This is a genomic window from Flavobacteriales bacterium, from assembly GCA_020635795.1.
Taxonomy (GTDB): domain Bacteria; phylum Bacteroidota; class Bacteroidia; order Flavobacteriales_E; family Vicingaceae; genus Vicingus.
Window position 1 is genome coordinate 642,340 of sequence record JACJZD010000001.1, and the last position, 20,308, is coordinate 662,647.

General features: G+C 34.1%; 23 protein-coding genes. 6 read left to right on the forward strand and 17 right to left on the reverse strand.

Annotated elements, in window-relative coordinates:
• Nucleotides 1-10: 10 nt before the first annotated feature.
• Nucleotides 11-1,174 (reverse strand): hypothetical protein, encoded by a 1,164-nt coding sequence (locus H6589_02750; GenBank protein ID MCB9173500.1) that lies wholly within the window; start codon nucleotides 1,172-1,174, stop codon nucleotides 11-13.
• A 56-nt stretch (nucleotides 1,175-1,230) separates the two neighbouring features.
• Between H6589_02750 and H6589_02755 the strand changes: the two genes are divergently transcribed.
• Nucleotides 1,231-2,037, forward strand: a complete 807-nt coding sequence (locus H6589_02755; protein MCB9173501.1) for an SDR family oxidoreductase — start codon at nucleotides 1,231-1,233, stop codon at nucleotides 2,035-2,037.
• Between the two features lie 68 nt (nucleotides 2,038-2,105).
• Nucleotides 2,106-2,624: a shikimate kinase gene (locus H6589_02760; protein ID MCB9173502.1), complete on the forward strand. Its 519-nt coding sequence runs from the start codon at nucleotides 2,106-2,108 to the stop codon at nucleotides 2,622-2,624.
• 6 nt (nucleotides 2,625-2,630) lie between these two features.
• Here the strand turns inward: H6589_02760 and H6589_02765 are convergent, their stop codons facing one another.
• The 14 genes from H6589_02765 to H6589_02830 all read right to left on the reverse strand — a co-directional run bounded on the left by H6589_02765 (nucleotide 2,631) and on the right by H6589_02830 (nucleotide 14,527).
• Nucleotides 2,631-3,311 (reverse strand): ATP-binding cassette domain-containing protein, encoded by a 681-nt coding sequence (locus H6589_02765; GenBank protein ID MCB9173503.1) that lies wholly within the window; start codon nucleotides 3,309-3,311, stop codon nucleotides 2,631-2,633.
• On the reverse strand, nucleotides 3,308-3,877 hold the full coding sequence (locus tag H6589_02770; GenBank protein ID MCB9173504.1) for a hypothetical protein: 570 nt from the start codon (nucleotides 3,875-3,877) through the stop codon (nucleotides 3,308-3,310). Before H6589_02770 ends, H6589_02765 begins: the two co-directional genes overlap by 4 nt.
• A gap of 633 nt (nucleotides 3,878-4,510) precedes the next feature.
• Nucleotides 4,511-5,104: a hypothetical protein gene (locus H6589_02775; GenBank protein MCB9173505.1), complete on the reverse strand. Its 594-nt coding sequence runs from the start codon at nucleotides 5,102-5,104 to the stop codon at nucleotides 4,511-4,513.
• 171 nt (nucleotides 5,105-5,275) lie between these two features.
• Nucleotides 5,276-6,280 (reverse strand): 3-deoxy-7-phosphoheptulonate synthase, encoded by a 1,005-nt coding sequence (gene aroF, locus H6589_02780; GenBank protein ID MCB9173506.1) that lies wholly within the window; start codon nucleotides 6,278-6,280, stop codon nucleotides 5,276-5,278.
• Nucleotides 6,281-6,352: 72 nt separating this feature from the next.
• The gene (locus H6589_02785) at nucleotides 6,353-7,132 is read right to left on the reverse strand and encodes a tryptophan synthase subunit alpha (GenBank protein ID MCB9173507.1); all 780 of its coding nucleotides are present in this window, start codon (nucleotides 7,130-7,132) and stop codon (nucleotides 6,353-6,355) included.
• Between the two features lies 1 nt (nucleotide 7,133).
• Nucleotides 7,134-8,321, reverse strand: a complete 1,188-nt coding sequence (trpB, locus tag H6589_02790; GenBank protein MCB9173508.1) for a tryptophan synthase subunit beta — start codon at nucleotides 8,319-8,321, stop codon at nucleotides 7,134-7,136.
• A gap of 106 nt (nucleotides 8,322-8,427) precedes the next feature.
• Nucleotides 8,428-9,030: a phosphoribosylanthranilate isomerase gene (locus H6589_02795; GenBank protein MCB9173509.1), complete on the reverse strand. Its 603-nt coding sequence runs from the start codon at nucleotides 9,028-9,030 to the stop codon at nucleotides 8,428-8,430.
• Complete coding sequence (gene trpC / locus H6589_02800) at nucleotides 9,027-9,815, reverse strand: indole-3-glycerol phosphate synthase TrpC (protein MCB9173510.1); 789 nt, start codon at nucleotides 9,813-9,815, stop codon at nucleotides 9,027-9,029. The genes H6589_02795 and trpC overlap by 4 nt, the downstream gene beginning before the upstream one ends.
• Nucleotides 9,812-10,810, reverse strand: a complete 999-nt coding sequence (gene trpD / locus H6589_02805) for an anthranilate phosphoribosyltransferase (protein ID MCB9173511.1) — start codon at nucleotides 10,808-10,810, stop codon at nucleotides 9,812-9,814. The genes trpC and trpD overlap by 4 nt, the downstream gene beginning before the upstream one ends.
• A 2-nt stretch (nucleotides 10,811-10,812) precedes the next feature.
• On the reverse strand, nucleotides 10,813-11,376 hold the full coding sequence (locus H6589_02810) for an aminodeoxychorismate/anthranilate synthase component II (GenBank protein MCB9173512.1): 564 nt from the start codon (nucleotides 11,374-11,376) through the stop codon (nucleotides 10,813-10,815).
• Nucleotides 11,377-11,379: 3 nt separating this feature from the next.
• Nucleotides 11,380-12,774: an anthranilate synthase component I family protein gene (locus H6589_02815; GenBank protein ID MCB9173513.1), complete on the reverse strand. Its 1,395-nt coding sequence runs from the start codon at nucleotides 12,772-12,774 to the stop codon at nucleotides 11,380-11,382.
• Between the two features lie 359 nt (nucleotides 12,775-13,133).
• A complete protein-coding gene (locus tag H6589_02820; protein MCB9173514.1) occupies nucleotides 13,134-13,430 on the reverse strand; it encodes a hypothetical protein in 297 nt (98 codons plus the stop codon).
• A gap of 3 nt (nucleotides 13,431-13,433) precedes the next feature.
• Nucleotides 13,434-13,898, reverse strand: a complete 465-nt coding sequence (locus H6589_02825; GenBank protein MCB9173515.1) for a hypothetical protein — start codon at nucleotides 13,896-13,898, stop codon at nucleotides 13,434-13,436.
• Nucleotides 13,899-13,990: 92 nt separating this feature from the next.
• Nucleotides 13,991-14,527 (reverse strand): dihydrofolate reductase, encoded by a 537-nt coding sequence (locus H6589_02830; protein MCB9173516.1) that lies wholly within the window; start codon nucleotides 14,525-14,527, stop codon nucleotides 13,991-13,993.
• 131 nt (nucleotides 14,528-14,658) lie between these two features.
• Between H6589_02830 and H6589_02835 the strand changes: the two genes are divergently transcribed.
• The gene (locus H6589_02835; protein MCB9173517.1) at nucleotides 14,659-16,668 is read left to right on the forward strand and encodes a transglycosylase domain-containing protein; all 2,010 of its coding nucleotides are present in this window, start codon (nucleotides 14,659-14,661) and stop codon (nucleotides 16,666-16,668) included.
• 13 nt (nucleotides 16,669-16,681) lie between these two features.
• Here H6589_02835 and H6589_02840 read toward each other — a convergent pair whose 3' ends face one another.
• Both H6589_02840 and H6589_02845 read right to left on the reverse strand, forming a co-directional pair.
• Nucleotides 16,682-17,422, reverse strand: coding sequence for a DUF3667 domain-containing protein (locus H6589_02840; GenBank protein MCB9173518.1), 741 nt, complete (start codon nucleotides 17,420-17,422; stop codon nucleotides 16,682-16,684).
• Between the two features lie 4 nt (nucleotides 17,423-17,426).
• Nucleotides 17,427-17,855 carry an SRPBCC domain-containing protein gene (locus H6589_02845; protein ID MCB9173519.1) on the reverse strand — a complete coding sequence of 143 codons (429 nt, stop codon included), beginning with the start codon at nucleotides 17,853-17,855 and terminating at the stop codon, nucleotides 17,427-17,429.
• A 126-nt stretch (nucleotides 17,856-17,981) separates the two neighbouring features.
• On the opposite strand from H6589_02845, the gene H6589_02850 reads away from it, so the two are divergent.
• The 3 genes from H6589_02850 to H6589_02860 all read left to right on the forward strand — a co-directional run bounded on the left by H6589_02850 (nucleotide 17,982) and on the right by H6589_02860 (nucleotide 20,261).
• The gene (locus H6589_02850; GenBank protein MCB9173520.1) at nucleotides 17,982-19,190 is read left to right on the forward strand and encodes a hypothetical protein; all 1,209 of its coding nucleotides are present in this window, start codon (nucleotides 17,982-17,984) and stop codon (nucleotides 19,188-19,190) included.
• 73 nt (nucleotides 19,191-19,263) lie between these two features.
• On the forward strand, nucleotides 19,264-19,773 hold the full coding sequence (locus tag H6589_02855; protein ID MCB9173521.1) for an FMN-binding protein: 510 nt from the start codon (nucleotides 19,264-19,266) through the stop codon (nucleotides 19,771-19,773).
• Nucleotides 19,773-20,261 (forward strand): hypothetical protein, encoded by a 489-nt coding sequence (locus H6589_02860; GenBank protein ID MCB9173522.1) that lies wholly within the window; start codon nucleotides 19,773-19,775, stop codon nucleotides 20,259-20,261. Before H6589_02855 ends, H6589_02860 begins: the two co-directional genes overlap by 1 nt.
• Nucleotides 20,262-20,308: the final 47 nt, after the last annotated feature.

The window sequence follows — 20,308 nt, forward strand, 5'->3', positions numbered from 1 at the left end:
ATAAACAGTGTTATTCAAGGATTTGACAGCGCTCAAATTCTTTACTTCGGTCAAATAAATAACGGTAAGTATGATAGGTTCGGTAAACTTTAGCTCCTAAATTTTCGCTCACTTTTAGCATTTTTGGATTAAAATCGCCAATCCAAGTTAAAACTGTTTGTTGGTATCGATTTAAAGGAACAATATTATCTTGACTCCACTTAATCATAGCGGCTTCAATACCTTTACCTTGGAACTTACGGCTAACACCAAAAACAATTCCTACCATAGTAGTGCGTTGTATTTTCCATTTGTAGTAAAGAAACTTGAGTTTGCCCCACCAGTTTAGATTACCGTTAACGTGTTTAAAAATTTCGTTGAGTTCGGGGATGTTTATAAAAAAGGCAATTGGCGAATCTTTGTAATAGACAAAAATCATGATGTCTTTGTCGTAAATGGGTTTTAAGGTCTGCATAATTTCTCGTGCAGTTTTTAAGGTCATGTCCTTAAAATTATTGTGTCCACCCCAAGCATCGTTATAAACCGTTCTAAAGTTAGCAGCTATTTGGTCTAAACTTAATTTTCTAACATTGGCAATGGAATATTCTTTTCGTTGAAAAATTCGTTCGCTTTTTTCTGCAAATAAATCGTTTACAGGTGTTTTCATGTCGCGTTTGTACATCAACTGCTTGTAATAAATTTGAAAGCCGTAATCTTCAAAAAAATTAACATAATATGGAGGGTTGTAGTTCATGCCATAACTACTCATTTCGGTGAAATTTTCAGCCAGCAAACCCCAAAACATGTTTTTTTCTCCAAAATTAATTGGGCCATCCATAGCTTCCATACCATGTTGTTGTAACCATTCTTTGGCAGTATCAAACAATTTAAAAGCAGCAGTTTTATCGTTTATACATTCAAAAAAACCTAAACCACCAGTTGGTTGTTTAAACGACTCGGCCAACTCATAATTTATAAAAGCAGCAATTCGCCCTATGGTCTTGTTTTGGTGGTCTTTTAAAATCCAGCGAATAATTTTGCCGGTAGTATGAGCTTTGTTTTGTTTGGGGTCGAAAACCTTTTCTATATCTTGTTTAATGTGAGGTATCCAATTTTTATCGTTTTTATAGATGAGCCAAGGTAAGTTTAAAAAATCTTGAGTTGTTTGCTTATTGGTTACTTCTATAATTTGCATTTGTATATCTTTGTTTGCAAAAGTGAGCATTAAAATTGCTGCTTAAAAATTTGTGCATGAAAAATAAAGTAGTCATTATTACAGGAGCATCATCGGGCATTGGTAAAGCTTGTGCTGAAAAGTTTGGAAACGAAGGTGCTAAGTTGGTTATAACAGGTAGAAATGCTACCAATTTAGAAGAAACAGCCCAATGGTTAACACAAAAAGGAATAGAAGTTTTAAGTGTAGTTTCTGATGTTGCTCTTGCAGCAGATTGCAAACGAATAATTGACGAAACCATTGCCAAGTTTGGTAAAATAGATGTGTTGATTAATAATGCAGGAATATCGATGCGAGCTATTTTAAATGATACCGAATTGAGTGTGATTGAACAAGTAATGCAGATTAACTTTTTTGGAACGCTGTATTGTACCAAATATGCTTTGCCACATTTGTTAAAAGAAAAAGGTTCGGTAGTTGGCGTTTCTTCTATTGCTGGTTTTGTGGGTTTACCCGGAAGAACAGGTTATTCAGCTTCGAAGTTTGCCATGCAAGGTTTTTTGGAGGCTTTGCGTACCGAAAACATCAAGAAAGGATTGCACGTAATGATTGCTTGCCCAGGATTTACAGCATCTAACATACGAAATACTGCTTTGGCTGCCGATGGTAGTGCTCAAGGAGAATCGCCACGAGAAGAAGATAAAATGATGACTGCCGAAGAAGTGGCAACTCACATTTACAATGGCGTAGTAAACCGTAAACGACAAGTGGTATTAACTGCACAAGGAAAATTGGTGGTGTTTTTAAGTAAATTTTTTCCAGCATTTGTTTCTAAAATGGTGTACAACACCATGGCTAAAGAACCGAATACACCATTGAGTTAAAAAGTATAAAGTTGAAAGAAAAAAGTATTTAAATACGTCATGGCGGACCTAAGCCGCCATCTATATCAATGAACAACAAAAACAACATATTTTTAGTAGGCTTTATGGGTAGCGGAAAATCTACCTTGGGCAAGAAATTGGCAGCAAAACTAAATATGACTTTTTTTGATTTAGACCAATTGATTGAAGAAAAGGAAGGAAAAACGATTGCTGAAATTTTTAGCCAACATGGAGAAACCTATTTTAGAGATTTAGAAACTACTGTTTTAAAACAAACCATAAACCAGCACCAAGGTTTTGTATTGGCTTTAGGAGGTGGCACGCCTATTTTTAACAATAACATGGAACTGGTAAATCAAAATGGCACGAGTGTTTATTTAAAATACAATGCGGGCATGTTAAGTTCCCGTTTGTTAACAGCCAAGCAACAACGACCATTAATTGCTGGTAAAAACGAAATAGAACTTAAACAGTTTGTATCTGATTTATTAACTCAACGCGAACCGTATTACTTAAAAAGTAAATTGGTGGTTGAAGGGAATAATATTTCAGCTAACGATATTTTAGAAAGATTGGGTAAGAATTAGTCAGGTTTATTTCAAATCAAGTTTTGCAATTTTATCACCGATAAGTATTTCTTTCATCTCTTGCTCTAATACACCAAATTCGTCTTTGTAAACTTTTTTAATAAATTGTCCATCTTTCATTAAATGGATTTCATCACAGATATCGTTTAATGTTGAAAATATATGGGAAGAGATTATTATCGTTTTGCCCAATTTTTTTAGCTCTTTTAAAATGTCGAGTATGATAATGTTGCTTTGAATATCTACACCATTAAAAGGTTCGTCAAATATCAAATACTCGTTTTCTTGAAACAAAATGGCCATTAATGCCAGTTTCTTTTTCATGCCAGTTGAATACGTATTGGCATATTGGTTAAGTGGCAAGTCAAAAACGTTTCTAGCCTCCAAGTTACCTATTTGTTTATCTCGCGCATTGCAAAGTAATTGTATGTATTCTTTTCCTGTAATTTTTGAAAAATAAAAAGGTTCTGTTTGTAAGTATCCGATGTGGTCTTTAAGTGGGTTAAAGTTTGCAGAAATTATCCCGTCAAACTTTTCTATACCTGTAATACAATTGAATAGAGTGGTTTTTCCAGCACCATTTTCTCCAACAATACCATAAACCTTTCCTTCTTCAAAAGTTAGGTTGATGTTCGACAAAACTTTTTTTGACCCGAACGATTTATATAAGTTTTCAATTTTTATCATTCTAAAATATCTTTGAGGCGTTTAGCAGATTGCATATAGAAAAAAGGAATTAGCCCTAATAAAAAAGGAGGAATTGCAATACTAATGGCAAACAAAACGCCTTGAGGTAAATTCATTTTTTGTGGATAGGTTGAATATTTTGCTAGTATAATAGTTACTAAATAACAATAACCTAAGAGCTGAAAACCTATAATGGCATGTATGTTTTGTTTGAAAAAATACAACATAACCAATGTTATGGGCAGCGTAATTAAGGTTGAAAACAATATGGCGGTTTTTATTTTATCAAAAAGAAACTTGTTTACACTTAACTTATGAACCCAAACATAAAATTCGCTTTCGGGTTCGTTATAAAATGAAAAACAGACCAAAAAAGCCAATATTAGCGAGAAGATACCCAAATTAAAGTTTTGATAAATTACAGACATTGCGGTAAGGAAATAACTTAAAGCAAAGATTAAAAACCAACTTCTAAACCCAACAATAAACTCGAATGGTTTTTTATAAAAAGGAGTAGGGATGGTTAATGAAAATTGTTTTCCGTTATTGTAAAAAATTAAAACCATTGAAATAAATAGCACAATTAATGCTGAATAAAATGCTTTATAAATACATAGGAACAATATAAATGGAGCAATAGTAATTAAGTTTTCAAGGAGCCTAATTTTATAATAAAAAGAGATGGTAAAAGTAAATTTTAAAAAATTATTTTTTTTGATTTCGTTATGTTTAAAAACTAACCCAGTGGCAAGAATAGCGTAGATATAATTGGCAAAAGTTGTTGTGGTGAACAAGTAAATGGAAAAACCATAAAACGTTATCAGCACTATTAAAAAACCTAACCACGGTTGTAAGCCAAAATCTATCAATTGCCTTTTTAGCAGTATAAATTGAAGATTGAAATAGTTAAGCAAAGTCATTGTTACGTTACTGGTTCACAAATATAAATGGACAAAAAGTTACTTGTCAAAAATACCTTTTTATAGCTGATAAATAGGAGGATTAAATGGGCGATATGTTAAAAAATATTAACGAAACGTGAACCGTTTTATTTACAAAGTAAGTTAGTAGTTGAAGGGAATAACATTACGGCATATGATGTTGTCGAAGGGTTGAATAGGATTTAACGGCTCGGCTATGAGCAGTAGCATCCCGCAGGGTGCTATTGCTTATAGGTTTTGTTGTACTTAATTATTGTTTCAAATCTTTTTACAATACTTTATAGCCCCTGGGCAATCGATAAAAATATCATGATTTGCCTTGCATTTCCAGGTAATTCTATATTCTTTCTCCGGTATAAATTTCTTAGGTTTTTTATAAAATGGTCCAGGGTCCAATCGAGTTATAGCGTCAATATAAATAAATAGATCTTGCATTTTCGGCTCGTTAGGTAAGTCGGGAAGTTCAGGAAACTGTTCTAAAAGTAAGTAGTTGATTTTTTCATCAACGTAGTCTACTAAACCTTCCATCCCATAACCATATTCTTCCAAGACCTTTGCTATTTCATACCCAAAGGCAAAAGCATTACTTATTTCCATGCAACCATCCACTTTGAAGTAGTTACAATAGAACTTTTTATCAAATTCAAGGCTACAACAAAGAATTCTATGGACATCTCTGTCATTTACTTTTAGTTCTGCACCATTTGTTCGATTTCTATTTAATATTCGATAAGTGTGATACCCTTCAAAATCATCTTGTCTTATTTTGTCCTCCGTTTTACGGTTTGATTCATATGAACTCAATTTTAACCGTCCAGTTTTCAAAAACTGATCGATATACTCTTCATTCATATACCTATATACTTTTGTTGAACTTCCGGGCTCGATTTGGTTTGGTCTAGATTTGATTCTCCAACTTGAATGATATTGATGTGGGTCTAAAATCATTTAATTAAGTACAACCTCCGAATAAGTACACCGGTGTATTTATTCGCACTATATGTTCACCAAATATAACCAAAACTACAAACTCATTGCACTTATTTTATTTGCTTTATTTACCAATTGTTCCATCTCAAAAAAGTTAAGGGTTTGTTGTCCGTCGGAGAGTGCTTTTTCGGGTATGGGGTGTGTTTCTATAATCATACCATCGGCACCACAAACCATACTTGCTAGTGCCATTTGCTCCACGTATTTACGTATGCCAATACCGTGCGAGGGGTCGGCAACAACAGGCAAATGCGACTTGTCTTTTAAAATAGCTATGGCATTTAAATCTAAGGTATTTCGGTAAGCTTTTTCAAAGGTACGTATACCACGCTCGCACAAAATAATTTTTTCGTTACCACTTGAAAACACATACTCCGCAGCTTGTAGCAATTCCTCAATCGTGCCCGACATACCACGTTTAAGCATCACGGCTTTGTCGTTTTTACCCAAGGCATCTAACAAGTTAAAGTTTTGTGCATTTCGTGTGCCCACTTGGAAAATATCTACGTAAGGCAGCATGTCGTCAATTTGCGAGCTGTCCATTACCTCGGTAATTAATTTTAAGCTACGGTCTTTACACACTCGACTAAACATTTTAAGCGAATCTATTCCACCTCCGCGGTAAGCATAAGGCGATGTTCGCGGTTTAAAAACTCCACCACGCATAATTTTTATGCCATTTTTTACTAAAAAATCAGCAATTTCAATGACTTGTTCTTCGTGTTCAATGGAACATGGTCCAGCCATAATACTAAACTGGTCGCCACCAATGTTAATGTCGTTGCCTAAATCAATAATGGTAGGAGCGGTTTTCCATGTGCGTGAAACCAATTGGTAAGCATCGTCAACAAAATGAATATCATCAACACCATTAAGGCTGCCAATTTTACGAATATCGATTTTGGCTTTTCCCAACAATATTAAGTATTGCTGAAACTGTGTTTTTACTTTCGATACTTGGTAACCTTGTTGTTGCAAATAGTGTTCAATTTGCTGTTCGGTTTCTTGGCTAATGTGTTGTTTTAATTGTATAATCATGTCTTTTATTTTTAATGTTTATAAAAAGCTTGTTCTCGATACCTTTCTTTCAGAAAGACTCGAACTGACAATTTATTGAGGTGTTTCACGAATGCTTTTAATAAATTGTTGAATAGCGGTACTGATGTTTTTGGTTTGGTCTATGGCTTTTATAAATGCCGAACCTATAATTACTCCGTTGGCGTATTTACAAGCTTCGGTATAAGTTTGTTTATCAGAAATACCAAAACCAATAATTACAGGCACATTAAACGGGTATTGTTTTATTCGTTTAAAATACGCCACTTGTTTAGCCGAAAAGCCACTTTTAGAACCTGTAATGCTATTGTCAGCCACAGCATAAATAAAAGCGTTAGATAAGTTGTTGATGTAGTTTAATCGCTCTAGTGGAGTTTGAGGAGTAATCAAAAACACTGGTGCAACTCCATACTTTTTAAATAGTTTATGGTATTGTTTTTCATAAACTTCGGGTGGTAAATCAGGGAGTATAACCGTATCGATATTTACTGCTTTGCACTGTTTTAAAAAGTTCTCGATTCCATAAGCCAGCACGGTATTAAAATATCCCATTAATACTAACGGTATTTTTACTTCTTGATAAACAGCTTTAATGTCGTTAAACAAGTTATCGAGCAAAAAACCATTTTCGAGTGCTATTTTACTGCTTTTTTGTATGACTGGTCCATCGGCTAATGGGTCAGAAAAAGGTATTCCAATTTCAATCATGTCAGCACCCGATTGAGCCAAAGATGTTATCATTTCTTGAGTAGAACCTTTTGTTGGGTGTTCCGCAGTAAAGTAAATCGATAAAATGTTTTTTCGATTGGCTATGTATGTGTTGGTTTTATTCATTTTACAAGTGATTTAAATAGGTGGTTAAATCTTTGTCTCCACGTCCCGAAAGGTTTACTACCACCACATCGGTTTTTGAAAACTTTAATTTGTTTAATGCTGCTAAGGCGTGTGCCGATTCTAAAGCAGGTAAAATGCCTTCTGTTTTGGTTAAATCAAAACCAGCATGCAAGGCTTCCTTGTCGGTTATGCTAATAAACTGACCTCTTTTTGAGGTAAATAAATGAGCGTGTAATGGTCCAACACCAGGATAATCTAACCCTGCAGAAATAGAATGTGGTTCAACAATTTGTCCGTCGCTGGTTTGCATCAGTTTGGTCATAAATCCGTGAATAATTCCATCGGTTCCTTTGGCTAAACTTGCTGCAGTTTTACCAGAATGTACACCATGACCAGCAGCTTCAACACCAATCAATTGCACATTTTTGTTGTTGATGAAATGATAAAAAGCTCCAGCAGCATTACTTCCTCCTCCAATACAAGCAATGACGTGAGTTGGGTTTGCATTACCAGTTTGTTGTTTCAATTGCTTTTTAATTTCCTCGCTAATCACCGATTGAAAAATAGTCACCATATCAGGAAATGGGTGAGGACCTACCACCGAACCAATTACATAATGCGTGTCGGTGGGATGATTAATCCAATCGCGAATGGCTTCGTTGGTAGCATCTTTTAAGGTTTGACTACCAGATTCAACAGGAATAACTTCTGCTCCAAGCATCTTCATGCGTTGTACGTTTGGTGCTTGGCGTTCCACATCAATTTTGCCCATGTAAATAATACATTTTAAGCCACGTAAAGCACAAGCTGTAGCAGTTGCAACACCATGTTGCCCTGCTCCAGTTTCGGCAATAATTCTGGTTTTACCCAAACGCTCTGCAACTAAAACCTGACCAATAGCATTGTTGATTTTATGTGCTCCAGTGTGGTTTAAATCTTCTCGTTTTAAGAAAATGTTGGCACCGTATTTTTTCGATAATTTTTCTGAAAAATACAAAGGTGTTGGTCTGCCCACATAATCTTTGAGCAATTGTTGGTATTCCTTTTGGAACGAAGGCTCTTGGATAATTTCTTGATAATTAAATTCCAATTCTTTTACATTCGGATAAAGCAATTCGGGGATGTAAGCGCCTCCAAATTCACCATAAAATCCGTTGGTAGGTTTAGGTCTGTTATTTTTTAAGTTCATCATTATAATTTTTTATGTCACACTGAGCTTGTCGAAGTGTAGTTTGTTTTAAAATAATTTTGTTCTCGATACGTCTCGCTGAAATGCGGGACACTCGAACTGACCATTATCTCATTGCATTGATAAATCGTTTTACGTGTTCAATATTTTTAATTCCTGGTTCGAGTTCAAACTTGCTGTTGATGTCAACACCCACAAATGCTGGATGTTTTATTTTTTTGATGGTAGCAACATCTTTAACCGATATACCTCCAGCCAATAAAAAAGGGGTGCTGAGTTGATAATCGTCGAGTAAATTCCAATTGAATTTTGCACCAATACCGCCAAATTGTTTGCCTTTGGTATCGAAAACAAAATAGGTGCTGTACCGTTCCCATTCAACCATTTTTAAGTTGTCGATAGTATTGTCTATACCAAAATACTTGATGATTTTAACACCATTTTCTTGTAGTGCCTTTGCTAAAACGATAGGTTCGTTACCGTGAAGTTGAACATAACTTAGTTGGTGCTTTTCAACCGCCGAAAGTATTTCACCAAGTGTAGCATTTACAAAAACGCCCACTTTTTTAGTCTTGGTTTTTGGTAAAATGGTTTCACCAATGTAGCGTGGAGATTTTTTATAAAATATCATTCCAACCAAATCGGGCTTTAATTTATCAATTGCTAAACAATTTTCAACATTATTTAAACCACACACTTTTACTATCATAAGGCATTTAGTTTAGTGATGAATTGTTTTAAAGCTTCCGCAGGATTTGGTGTTCGCATAAAATGTTCACCCATTAAAAACCCTTGATAGCCTGCTTCTTTTAGTTGTTTTACATCTTCTACATTCGATAAGCCACTTTCTGAAATTAATAAGGAAGTTTTGGGTAGTTCGTTAATGATGTCGAACGATGTTTTTAAATCAACCTCCATGGTTTTTAAATTGCGATTGTTTACGCCAATAATTAAATCTGAATCGGGTACTTTGTCTAGCTCGTCTTTCCCGTGTATTTCGAACAAGACTTCTAATCCTAGAGATTTTGCCAATTGGTGCAAGTTTTTTATTTGGTCTTTTTCTAAAGCTGCTGCAATCAATAAAATGGCATCAGCTCCAATCGATTTTGCTTCAATAATTTGATATTCATCAACCGTAAAATCTTTTCTTAAAATGGGACAATAATTGGCATTTCTTGCAATGGTTAAATCCTCGCTTTTACCCATAAAATAATCTTGTTCGGTTAAAACCGATAAAGCCGAAGCTCCTGCTTGCATGTAGCCCAAGGTAGTTTCTAAAACATCTGCATAAGCGTTAATCACTCCTTTTGATGGCGATTTTCGTTTAAACTCAGCAATAATTCCTGATTTATCTTTACGTGTAAGGTAATGACTTAACGAAACACATTTTGAATCGAAATAAATACTTTGCTCTAATAATTTTGTAGGATAAAGTTGCTTTTGTTGCTCCACTTTTTTGCGTTTATTTTCTATAATTTCTTGTAACATGGTTATTGAATTTCTATCAGTTTTTTTAATAATTGATTGGCTTTACCACTCACTATGGCTTCTTTAGCTATAGCTACACATTCGGGTAAGGATTTGTTGTTTTCAAAACATTGAATACCTGCTGCTGCATTGGCTAGTACGGCATTGGTTTGTACTGCAGTGCCTTCGTTTGCAATTACTTTTTTGAAAATAACTAAGGCATCATCCAGCGTTTCGCCACCGTAAAGTTGTTGTTGGGTATTTATTCCTAAACCAAAATCGCTCGGTTCTAGTAATTGTTCGCCTGTTGAGGAGAAGTATTGTACCGATGAGGTTAGCGAAATTTCGTCGTAACCATCTAAGGCATGCACTACCACATAATCTTTTGCATCTTGCTGAAGCAAATAGTGATACAAACGCGCTAATTTTAAATTGTAAACACCCACAAATTGTTTTTTTGTTCGTGCAGGATTTACCAACGGACCAAGTGAATTGAAAATGGTTTTTATGCCCAATTGTTTTCGAGTATCAGAAACATTTTTTAGTGCAGGGTGGAAGAGTGGAGCATGTAAAAAACAAATGTTTAATTCGTTTAATTCTCGTTCTAATTTGGATGAATCAGCAGAAAATTTGTAGCCTAGTTTTTCTAGCACATTGGATGAACCACTCACTGAAGAAACGCCGTAATTACCATGTTTTGCAACCTTGTAACCGGCAGCAGCAACTACAAAAGAGGCCAACGTAGAAATGTTAAAGGTGTTTTTTTCGTCGCCACCAGTTCCGCATAAATCAATGGCATTGTAAGAGGTAAGTGTGGTTTTTACGCTCAATTCCAATAAAGCATTTCGGAAACCAGCAATTTCTTCTAACGACAAATCGCGACTGCTTAAGGCAATAATTAAGGCAGTTTTTTGGCTGTCGTTGTATGCTCCATCACCTAATTTGCTCATTACCGAAAAAGCTTCGGAAGCACTCAAGTGATAGCCTTGCATAATTTGTTCTATGGTTGATTTAAAGTTCATGATTAATAGTTTAAAAAGTTGGTCAAAATGGTTTTTCCATGTTCGGTTAAAATACTTTCTGGATGGAATTGAACGCCACTAATGTTTAGCTGTCGGTGTTCGATAGCCATTACAATTCCATTTTCATCTTCTGCACTAATAATAAAATCCTTAGAAATTGTTTTAGCATCTACAGCCCAAGAGTGGTATCTACCCACATTAAACGTTTCAGGAACACCTTTAAACAAAAAGCTGTTATTGTGTTTAACTGGAGTTGAAACACCATGCAAAGGTTCTGGTAAGTTGATTAGTTTAGCCCCGAAAACCTCACCAATGGCTTGCATGCCCAAACAAACTCCAAATATGGCTTTGCTGTGCTGATAGGTTTTAATGATATCGCACAAAATACCAGAATTGCTTGGCAAACCAGGACCCGGAGAAAGCACAATTTTGTCGTATTGGTTGACCTCTTGCAAGGAAATTTCATCGTTTCTATATACATCAACTGCTATGGTTGAATGGTCTTTGATTAATTGCACCAAATTGTAGGTGAATGAATCGTAATTGTCTAACATTAATAATCGCATAACTTAAAAATTTTGTGCTTCAACCAAGGCTTTTCTTAGTGCAGCAAGTTTGTTGTTTACTTCTTGTAATTCATTTGTTGGATTTGATTTGAGTACCACTCCTGCACCAGCACGGTAAAATATTTCGTTGTTTTTCGCTAAAAACGAACGGATAATAATGGCTTGATTGATTTCACCATTAAAATCGATAAAACCTATGCTACCACCATAAAAGCTTCGCGGGTCTTTTTCTATTTCGGCAAGCAGTTGTATCGCTCTTACTTTTGGTGCGCCAGATAACGTTCCTGCTGGAAAGGTGTCGGCTAAAATATCAATGCCATTTGCTCCTTTACCCAATTTACCTTTAACGGTAGATACCATGTGTATAACGTGACTAAAAAACTTGATGGATTTGTATTCAGAAACTTCAACATTGGTGCAATGTCTGTTTAAATCGTTTCGAGCTAAATCTACCAACATCGAATGTTCGGCAGTTTCCTTTTTGTCGTCCAACAATTTTAAACCCAATTGTTCGTCTTGGTGTTTGTCGCCTGTTCGTTTAAAAGTTCCTGCAATAGGGTTAATCAATGCTTCGTTGTCAGCAATGCGTATTTGAGCTTCGGGCGAAGAACCAAATATTTTAAATGAACCGTAATCGAAATAAAACAAATAGGGCGATGGATTGATGTGGCGTAAAGCCCTGTACACATTGAATTCATCGCCATGGTAACCCACCTTAAATTTTCTGGATAACACCAGTTGGAAGACATCACCTTTTTGGCAATGAGCTTGAGCGGTTTTTACTTTTTCAATAAATTCTTGCTCGGTGTCGAATGCCGTTTCTTTTTCTTTTAAACTAAAAGGGTAGGTAGTACTGCGTTTTGTTAACACTTCCGAAGCTATTTTCTCTAAGGTAGAAGCTTGGTTGTTGGTGGCATTTTCAATAAAATGTATTTCGTTGTTAAAGTGGTTGAAACAAATCACGTATTGAAACAAACGGTAATCTAAAATAGGGATGGTTTCATCAACAACTGGGCAAAGGTTGGCTTTTTTAGTTTCGAAATACCTAACCGATTCAAACGATTGATAACCGAAAAAGCCATTCAAGCCTTCGTAGGTATTTTCTATTTCGAAGGAGCTAAAAAACTGATGAAGTTCTTGTTGAATGGATTCAATTTTTTCTACAGATTTTGTTTCAGTTTCATTTCCAAAAGAGGTTTTAAGTGAGTTTGCTTTTAACTCAATACCTGCAATGGGGTTGGCACAAATAATAGAACGCGCGTTTTGTTTGTCGTCTATTTCTGAGCTTTCTAATAAAAAACTCCCTGCAAACAAACCTCTAATGTTGAGGTAAGCACTTATTGGAGTTATTTGATCGGCGTACACCTTTTTGGTGTAACATGTAAATTTTTTTTTCATGAATGTAATTATGGAAAAGTGATAAAACAAAAAAGGCCTGCCGAACGGCAGACCTTTTAAATATTTAAAATATACAAGTAGGCAAGCTTAGTTCAACACCATCGGAAAGTTGAACTGTGCCACCAATTTAAAGTTGTATATGTACTTGCGTTTTTCATTTTGATGGTACAAAAGTAGAATTTATTTTGAATGAGAGGAAAAATGAGTGTGTATTTTTTATTTTATGATGGTAGATGTTAGCTTGAAGTTGTATTCCAATGGATAAATAATACAACTAAGGAGGTTGGATAGTAATTAACAGTTAGGCTATGCGCAGTGTCCCGAAGGGCATTGCGTATAGGTGTTGTTGTAGCAAGGTTTTATTCATCATTTAATAGATATACATTTTCTATTCCCATTGAGTATTTCAAAGACTTAGCTGTTACGTACATTTCATTAGGTTCAGTTTTGACAAATGCTAAAGGGCTTCCTGATTTGTAACCTTCAACACAAGTCAGGAGTAAGTATTCAGATTCTCCAGGGACTATGGTTAACATATATTCATAGAAATCATCTTCTTTACTCTTTACATTTAGTCCTATTTCATATTGTCTAAATCTAGTTCCACGATAAAATTTCTTTTTATCATCAACGTCTTTTATGGCTTGTTTCTTCATTGGTTAATCAGGTATCCAACCATTCTCAAATCGTTTAAGTATTTCTACTATTTCCTTCGTCCTGTTCACACCTTTCAAGTCAGTGCAGATTATGGAAATAATTTCGTAGTTAGTTCTAGTTGGCAAAGTTGTTGCAAAAAAACATTGCCAAAAAGCATCAGCAAAAGTCTCGTCATTGTGCCAAGTAGTTGCTATGTCAATTGTTTCTATGCCATTGGTAATTTCAATATCAACCATTGTTTCATCGAAAATGTCATGTAGTTTTTCTCCATATTCTCCATGCCCTTTAAATTCTAGAATTCCATTATCGATAGAGTATCTTACGAACCTTTCAAATTTTTCGTCATTTGGATTAATGTCAGAAGTAGCAAGACACAACCAATCTGTTTTTGGCAGTTCTTCAAGTTTAAATTGACCATAATCAAACCAAAATATTTGACGATTTTGATATTTACCGATTCGTTTCATTTTAATGTGCTACAACATCCGAATAAAGTGCATATGCACTTTATTCGGATTATAAATTTCTATCAAATATACCGAAAACTATAACTCAAGTTTTATTTTTTCTCGTATCTCAATTGAATTAGTCCACTATCAAAATAGTTGCTCGATATGGCTTTTAGTTTTAACGGGTTGATGCCTCCAATAAATAAACGCTTGCCATCACCCAAAATGGTTGGTATAACAGATATGATGTATTCGTCAATTAAGTTTTTCTCCATCAACAATTTTACAATTTCACCACCGCCGTCGCAATAAATGTTTGCTCCTTTTTCTTGTTTTAATTTTTGCACTAAATCTTCAATATTTCCATTGTAAAATTCAACGCCATCTTTATTTTCCAGTTGTTGTCGGGTTATAACATAACACTTGTATTGTTTTGCTTGAGGGAACTCTCCCTGCATCAATTCTTTTATAATTTTGTAGGTTTTTCTTCCAACAATATAGGTATCAACACCTTTTGTAAATTCATGATAGCCGTAATCTTCGCCTTCTTTTTCTACTATCGATAACCAAGATAAATCATCATCGTTAGTAGCTAAAAAGCCATCCACACTCATGCTGATGTATAAAATTAATTTTCGTTCACTCATTTCATGGAGTTATTAAATGTAAAAACAATCATCATCAAAAATAGTAAATAATTAAACCGTTTAAAATGCTGTTTTTATATTGTAAAAGCTATGCTAACATTAGCTACATTTGCTGCCCAAAATAATTGAGCATGAGCATTGATTTTAAGCAGTTAAGTAATACCCTGTTGTTGTTTTTTAGCAATAACAACAAGGTGTTGATTAAAACATTAAAGTACGTTGCTTTGGTGTTTGTTGCATTGTTGCTGCTGTTTTTTGTGTTTAGAAACACCCTGCTAAATTATTTTTTAAACCAGCAAGTCGCTAATTTTTCGGAAAAGTACAACATGAGCATTGAGGTGCAAGAAGCTGCTTTTTCTGGGTTTAAATCGGTTAGTGTTACCAACATTTCTATTGCTAAAAACAGCGAAAGTGAAAAGCTGCTACATATTGGTTCGGTTAACGCTACGGTTAATTTATTGGATTTAATCAAAGCGCAAATCAGGTTTTCTAGCCTTAGTATCGATACCTTAAATGTGGTGTTGTATAAAGACCATGAACGTGATAATTTTTCTTTTTTATTGAAAAGCAACGAAGAAGAGAAACAGGAGAAAAAAACCTCGTCAATTGATTATGCTGAAACCTTAAACAATTTGTTAAACTTGGCTTTTGAAGCGGTTCCTTCCGATTTTTTGGTGAATGAATTCAACGTGAAAATAAACTACGACAGTTTAAATTTAAAGGTAAACACTCCAAGCATATCAATACAAGAACAGCTTTTTAAAAGTGAATTTACTTTGATAGAAAACAATGATACCAGCCTTTGGCACATTGAAGGTAATATTGATAATGTTCAAAAAAATGTACAAGTCAAATATTATTCCGACCAAAAAGGGATTGTTTTCCCATTGCTAAAACAACAGTTAAATTTAACCTTGAGTTGCGATACCATGTATTACAGTTTAACTGATTTTAAGTTTAATAACGGACAGTTGCATTTAAACGGTGTAGCACAAATCCACGATTTTGCTATAAATCATTGGCGTATTTCACCAAAAACAGTGGAGCTAAAATCGTTTGAAGTCAATTATCATTTAACCGTTGGCAATAATTATGTTCAGGTAGATAGTACAAGTTTGGTTGCGATTAACAAGCTTCATTTTACACCTTATTTAAAAGTAGGTTTCGACAAGTATAAAACCTTTGCGTTAAAGATAAACACCTCAAAAATGGAATCGAAAGACTTTTTCGAATCATTACCAACGGGGCTTTTCACCAATTTAGAAGGAATAAAAACATCGGGTCAATTGCAGTATAGCCTCGATTTTAATTTTGATACTCAACACCCTGAAAATTTAATTTTTAGCTCAACGTTAACACCCGATAAACTGAAAATATTGGGTTATGGGGCGACTAACTTATCAAAACTGAACGAAGAGTTTAATTATACTGTTTATGATGGAGACAGGATGATTCGAAGCTTTTTGGTTGGTCCATCAAACCCAAATTATACGCCGTTGAGTAATATTAGTGTGTATTTCCAAAATGCGTTAATGTCGTCGGAAGATGGTAGTTTTTATCACCACAAAGGGTTTAATGAAAAACGTTTTGGGCAATCGATTGCTGAGAATTACAAACAAAAACGATTTGTACGTGGGGCAAGTACCATTTCCATGCAGTTGGTTAAAAATGTGTTTTTACGCCGCAACAAAACCGTTGCTCGTAAAATTGAAGAAGCCATTATTGTTTGGTTGATAGAAAACAATCGTTTGGTGAGTAAGGCTAGAATGTATGAGGTGTATTTGAATGTGATTGAGTTTGGACCAAATGTTTACGGGATAGGAGAGGCTTCAAACTTTTATTTCAGTAAAAAACCAGCCGATTTAACCATAGAAGAAAGTATTTTCTTGGCAATGATTGTTCCACGACCCAAGTGGTTCATGTATCATTTTAATGAGAATGGTTTGTTAAAAGAAAACACCCAGAATTATTTTAATGTCATCAGTGGGCATTTAGTAAGTAAAGGAATTATTACGCCCGACCAACAACAAACCAATGTCGCAAAAGTGATATTAGCGCCTTTAGCTAAAAGTTATGTGGTAGAAAAAGATACTACGCAACAAAATATTGTTGAGGAAGAAATTTTACAAACGGTAGATTAATAGTTGCTTGAAGTTATTGTTTCAGAAAGAAGAATACATAAAGGGTTCCTAATAAAACAACAAACGACAAGAAAACAATATAACTCAACAATACAGTAAAAAAGGACTTCATAAACCCTAAAAAACCTGTTTGATTGGTAAATTTAGCAATGGCAAAAGGGAAATACCCAAGAATTATAGCAGCTTTTAAAATAAATAACTTAGAAGAGTACAAGCTGATAAAGGCTACAAAAGTAGATAGAAAAGCTCCTACACCAACAATGTAAAACGAAAAAATTAAGGTTTCGGCAAAATTGAATTTATTCTTTTTAAAAAAAACCTTTATAAAGTAAGCTAATACGGGAGTAAGAACGAAATAAAGCAGATTTAGGTTTTTTCTAACAAAAGCTTGAATAACTTCTACATTTTTAATAGCTGTTTGATTGTCAGATTGAATGCCCCTGCCAAACATCTCAAAAATACCATCGCCAAAATAGTTTAGTGTTAGTAAATAAATGGTCATGAATAGTAAGAAAAACTGAAAGGGTGCAAAATAAAGTTTTCGTTTTCCTGCTAGGTAATCGTTAATTAATTGTCCAGGATGAGAAATTAACCCAATTAAGGTTTTATATACGGTGGTATCAACAGAAAAATAAGTTTTTGCAAAATCTGTAAAAATCATTTTTAAAGTAATTCTAACCTCAATATCTTTTTGCCCGCAATTATTACAGTAATTACCTTCAAATTTATTGTTACAATTTAAACACGTTTTCATTTAATTATCTCCCTTTTCTTAAATTAATATTGGCATACAAATAGGCTTTTAAAGAGCAGATAAAATCTGTCCAGCCTTGGGTTTGACCTAAAGCAGTTTTAACTCCTTTTTCATCAAATGGGTAAGAACTTTCGGTTATATCAATTTTTGTAAGTGTTTCGTTTATTGAGGTTAAAACAATTTCTACCGTTGTAGAACTACCCGTTGTACCCCAAGTAAAATTAATTTGCTTGTTTGGGGTTAGTTTAATTTCGTAAATGTCAGTTTTATAATTGTTTTCAAACTCCCAAGTAATGATCTTACCTTCTTGTAAATTACCACTCGATTTGGTGGTAAAATAGCCACAAAGCTTTTCAGCTTGTATAATAGATTGGTAAATGGTTTCAATTGAACTTACAATAGTATCTTTAACATTAACCGATATATTTTCCATATTATTTTGAGTTTAAAACTTAAAAATACCTTTTTTGTGGTATTGTGCAAAATAAGTTTCAGTTGTTCTTTTGCAATGTTATTTAGAATTAGTCTAAATAAAAATAAACTATAAAAATTTAAATTAATGAAAAAGGTAATCATCGTTTTAACTTTAATTGCATTTGGAAAGTTAACAACAGCTCAAGTAAGAGGAACAGACAGTTTGACAAATGCACCAATGAATTCAGCCCAAAATATTTTATCGGGTAACAGTGGTAAAACAATAACCATGGGTGCTTATGCTCAAATTGATTATAATCAAGGGTTTAATGATTCGACTAGAACCAATGGAAATCTTGATGTACATCGTATGGTAATGTTTATGGGGTATAAATTTAACGAACGAGTACACTTTGTAACTGAGATTGAATTCGAACATATTAGCGAAGTGTATGTAGAACAAGCTTTTGTTAATTATAGAATTAATAATGCAATCAACCTGCGAGGTGGTTTAATGTTAATACCAATGGGTATTGTTAATGAGTATCACGAGCCAACAACGTATAATGGTGTTGAACGGCCAAACATCGATGGTAAAATTGTACCAACAACTTGGAGAGAGATGGGGGCTGGTTTAACTGGTACGTTAGATAGATTGTCGATCAAATACCAATTGTTTGCAGTAAACGGTTTTAAAAGTTACGATGGAACTACTGCTAAATTAAAAGGTTCTGATGGTTTTAGAGGTGGTCGTCAAAAAGGAATGGAGTCAACCATGAGCTCACCAAATTTGGCTTCGAAAATCGATTTTTATGGAATTAATGGATTAAAAATAGGTGTTTCAGGTTATTTTGGAAATACACAAACTACCGCTTACAATGGTGTTTTAAATACCGATGCTCCTGCTTTAAGAGCAGCTGATTCTACAGTTGTTGGGTTATCTATGGTTGGTTTCGATTTCAGATATAATTACAAAGCTTTTGAGGCTCGCGGACAAGCAATTTATGCAGGAATAACAAACACTAAAGAGTACAATGCTTTTACAGGTAAAGATTTAGGTTCATCAATGTTTGGGTGGTACGGTGAGTTAGGTTACGATGTGTTGAGTTTATTTAACAAAGAAGCCAAAGAAAGGTTTGTATTATTTGGTCGTTATGAGTTTTATGATACACACAATTCGGTTGAAAAAGGTACCACTCGTAAAGAAGCTTATGGAAGAACAGATGTAACAATGGGGTTCTCTTACCATATTGCTCAAGGAGCTGTATTTAAAGCCGATTATCAATTAATGAAAGTGAGAGGAAGTGACAATACAGGTAATCAAATTAATGTTGGATTAGGTGTATGGTTTTAATATAAATTGTTTTAGTTAATGTTTGTACCACGTAAGACGGAAATTCTTACGTGGTATTCTTATTTTTGTAGAGATGAAAAAAATAGTATTAGTAATTGTGGTTGGTATATGTTGTTTGAGTGCTGATTTACCATCTAGTGCAATTAAAAAAATGGATAAAGCCATTCAGGCATTGTGGGAGAATCAGGTAGTTACAAAGGAGGAAATAGATATTTCTAAACAACAGTTTCAGAATACACATTTAAAGCTGAGTAAACTTATGGTCAGTAATAAATTGGTAGGCTATTTAATGATTTCGAGAGCTAAAAGCAGAGTCGATTTTTTTGATTACATGGTGGTTTATAAGCCTGACTTAAGTATTTTATCAATTAGTGTTTTAGCTTATCGAGAAGATTATGGTGGTGAAATTGCCAGTAAACGTTGGTTGAAGCAATTTGATGGAAAAAATAATCCAGATAACATGAGGTTTGGGGATGATATTCAGAGTATTTCGGGAGCAACATTATCTGCACGTTCATTAACTCAAGATGTTCAAGAAATCACTAAAAACATTCAATTTTTAAAAACTAAAGGAATTATTTAATGCAATTTGAAGGTAAAATACAAGAATTGTCAAAGACAACCAAAATGCTCTTAGTATGTTTTTTAATTACGTTAAGTTTTGGTTTTTACACAGGCTTATTGTTTATTAACGAGAATACCAATTCAACATTTAACGGTGTGGAAGAACATTATTTGGGTAATGAAGATGATGAAAATGCCGAAGTGATGAAATTTAAAAAATCAAAAAAGGATATTGTAACAATGGTACATAACCATGTACTTTCGTTATCTATTATTTTTTTACTTCTAGGAGGTTTACTATTGTTAACCAATTTATCGCCTATTCTTAAAAAAATACTAATTGTAGAACCTTTTATTTCACTTTTGTTAACCTTTGGTGGTATTTGGGTAATGTGGAGTGGTGTGCTTTGGTTCAAGTACATCATCATGCTATCAGGTATTTTAATGACTGCCACTTTTACCGCTTCAGTTCTTATTATACTTTTTCAACTGTTGAGAAAGAAATAAAAGATTCACAAAATTTTATTCATTAAACTTTCTATTTTTTCAAGTAG

What these genes read in the sequence shown, in the direction of transcription:
- H6589_02850 (MCB9173520.1), top strand. Translation starts at nt 17,982, where the DNA reads ATGAAAAAGGTAATCATCGTTTTAACTTTAATTGCATTTGGAAAGTTA.
- aroF (MCB9173506.1), bottom strand. Translation starts at nt 6,280, where the DNA reads ATGATTATACAATTAAAACAACACATTAGCCAAGAAACCGAACAGCAA.
- trpB (MCB9173508.1), bottom strand. Translation starts at nt 8,321, where the DNA reads ATGAACTTAAAAAATAACAGACCTAAACCTACCAACGGATTTTATGGT.
- H6589_02840 (MCB9173518.1), bottom strand. Translation starts at nt 17,422, where the DNA reads ATGAAAACGTGTTTAAATTGTAACAATAAATTTGAAGGTAATTACTGT.
- H6589_02785 (MCB9173507.1), bottom strand. Translation starts at nt 7,132, where the DNA reads ATGAATAAAACCAACACATACATAGCCAATCGAAAAAACATTTTATCG.
- H6589_02830 (MCB9173516.1), bottom strand. Translation starts at nt 14,527, where the DNA reads ATGAGTGAACGAAAATTAATTTTATACATCAGCATGAGTGTGGATGGC.
- H6589_02855 (MCB9173521.1), top strand. Translation starts at nt 19,264, where the DNA reads ATGAAAAAAATAGTATTAGTAATTGTGGTTGGTATATGTTGTTTGAGT.
- H6589_02770 (MCB9173504.1), bottom strand. Translation starts at nt 3,877, where the DNA reads ATGGTTTTAATTTTTTACAATAACGGAAAACAATTTTCATTAACCATC.
- H6589_02760 (MCB9173502.1), top strand. Translation starts at nt 2,106, where the DNA reads ATGAACAACAAAAACAACATATTTTTAGTAGGCTTTATGGGTAGCGGA.
- H6589_02820 (MCB9173514.1), bottom strand. Translation starts at nt 13,430, where the DNA reads ATGAAGAAACAAGCCATAAAAGACGTTGATGATAAAAAGAAATTTTAT.
- H6589_02755 (MCB9173501.1), top strand. Translation starts at nt 1,231, where the DNA reads ATGAAAAATAAAGTAGTCATTATTACAGGAGCATCATCGGGCATTGGT.
- H6589_02825 (MCB9173515.1), bottom strand. Translation starts at nt 13,898, where the DNA reads ATGAAACGAATCGGTAAATATCAAAATCGTCAAATATTTTGGTTTGAT.
- H6589_02835 (MCB9173517.1), top strand. Translation starts at nt 14,659, where the DNA reads ATGAGCATTGATTTTAAGCAGTTAAGTAATACCCTGTTGTTGTTTTTT.
- H6589_02795 (MCB9173509.1), bottom strand. Translation starts at nt 9,030, where the DNA reads ATGATAGTAAAAGTGTGTGGTTTAAATAATGTTGAAAATTGTTTAGCA.
- H6589_02765 (MCB9173503.1), bottom strand. Translation starts at nt 3,311, where the DNA reads ATGATAAAAATTGAAAACTTATATAAATCGTTCGGGTCAAAAAAAGTT.
- H6589_02810 (MCB9173512.1), bottom strand. Translation starts at nt 11,376, where the DNA reads ATGCGATTATTAATGTTAGACAATTACGATTCATTCACCTACAATTTG.
- H6589_02815 (MCB9173513.1), bottom strand. Translation starts at nt 12,774, where the DNA reads ATGAAAAAAAAATTTACATGTTACACCAAAAAGGTGTACGCCGATCAA.
- H6589_02750 (MCB9173500.1), bottom strand. Translation starts at nt 1,174, where the DNA reads ATGCAAATTATAGAAGTAACCAATAAGCAAACAACTCAAGATTTTTTA.
- H6589_02845 (MCB9173519.1), bottom strand. Translation starts at nt 17,855, where the DNA reads ATGGAAAATATATCGGTTAATGTTAAAGATACTATTGTAAGTTCAATT.
- trpD (MCB9173511.1), bottom strand. Translation starts at nt 10,810, where the DNA reads ATGAACTTTAAATCAACCATAGAACAAATTATGCAAGGCTATCACTTG.
- H6589_02860 (MCB9173522.1), top strand. Translation starts at nt 19,773, where the DNA reads ATGCAATTTGAAGGTAAAATACAAGAATTGTCAAAGACAACCAAAATG.
- H6589_02775 (MCB9173505.1), bottom strand. Translation starts at nt 5,104, where the DNA reads ATGAATGAAGAGTATATCGATCAGTTTTTGAAAACTGGACGGTTAAAA.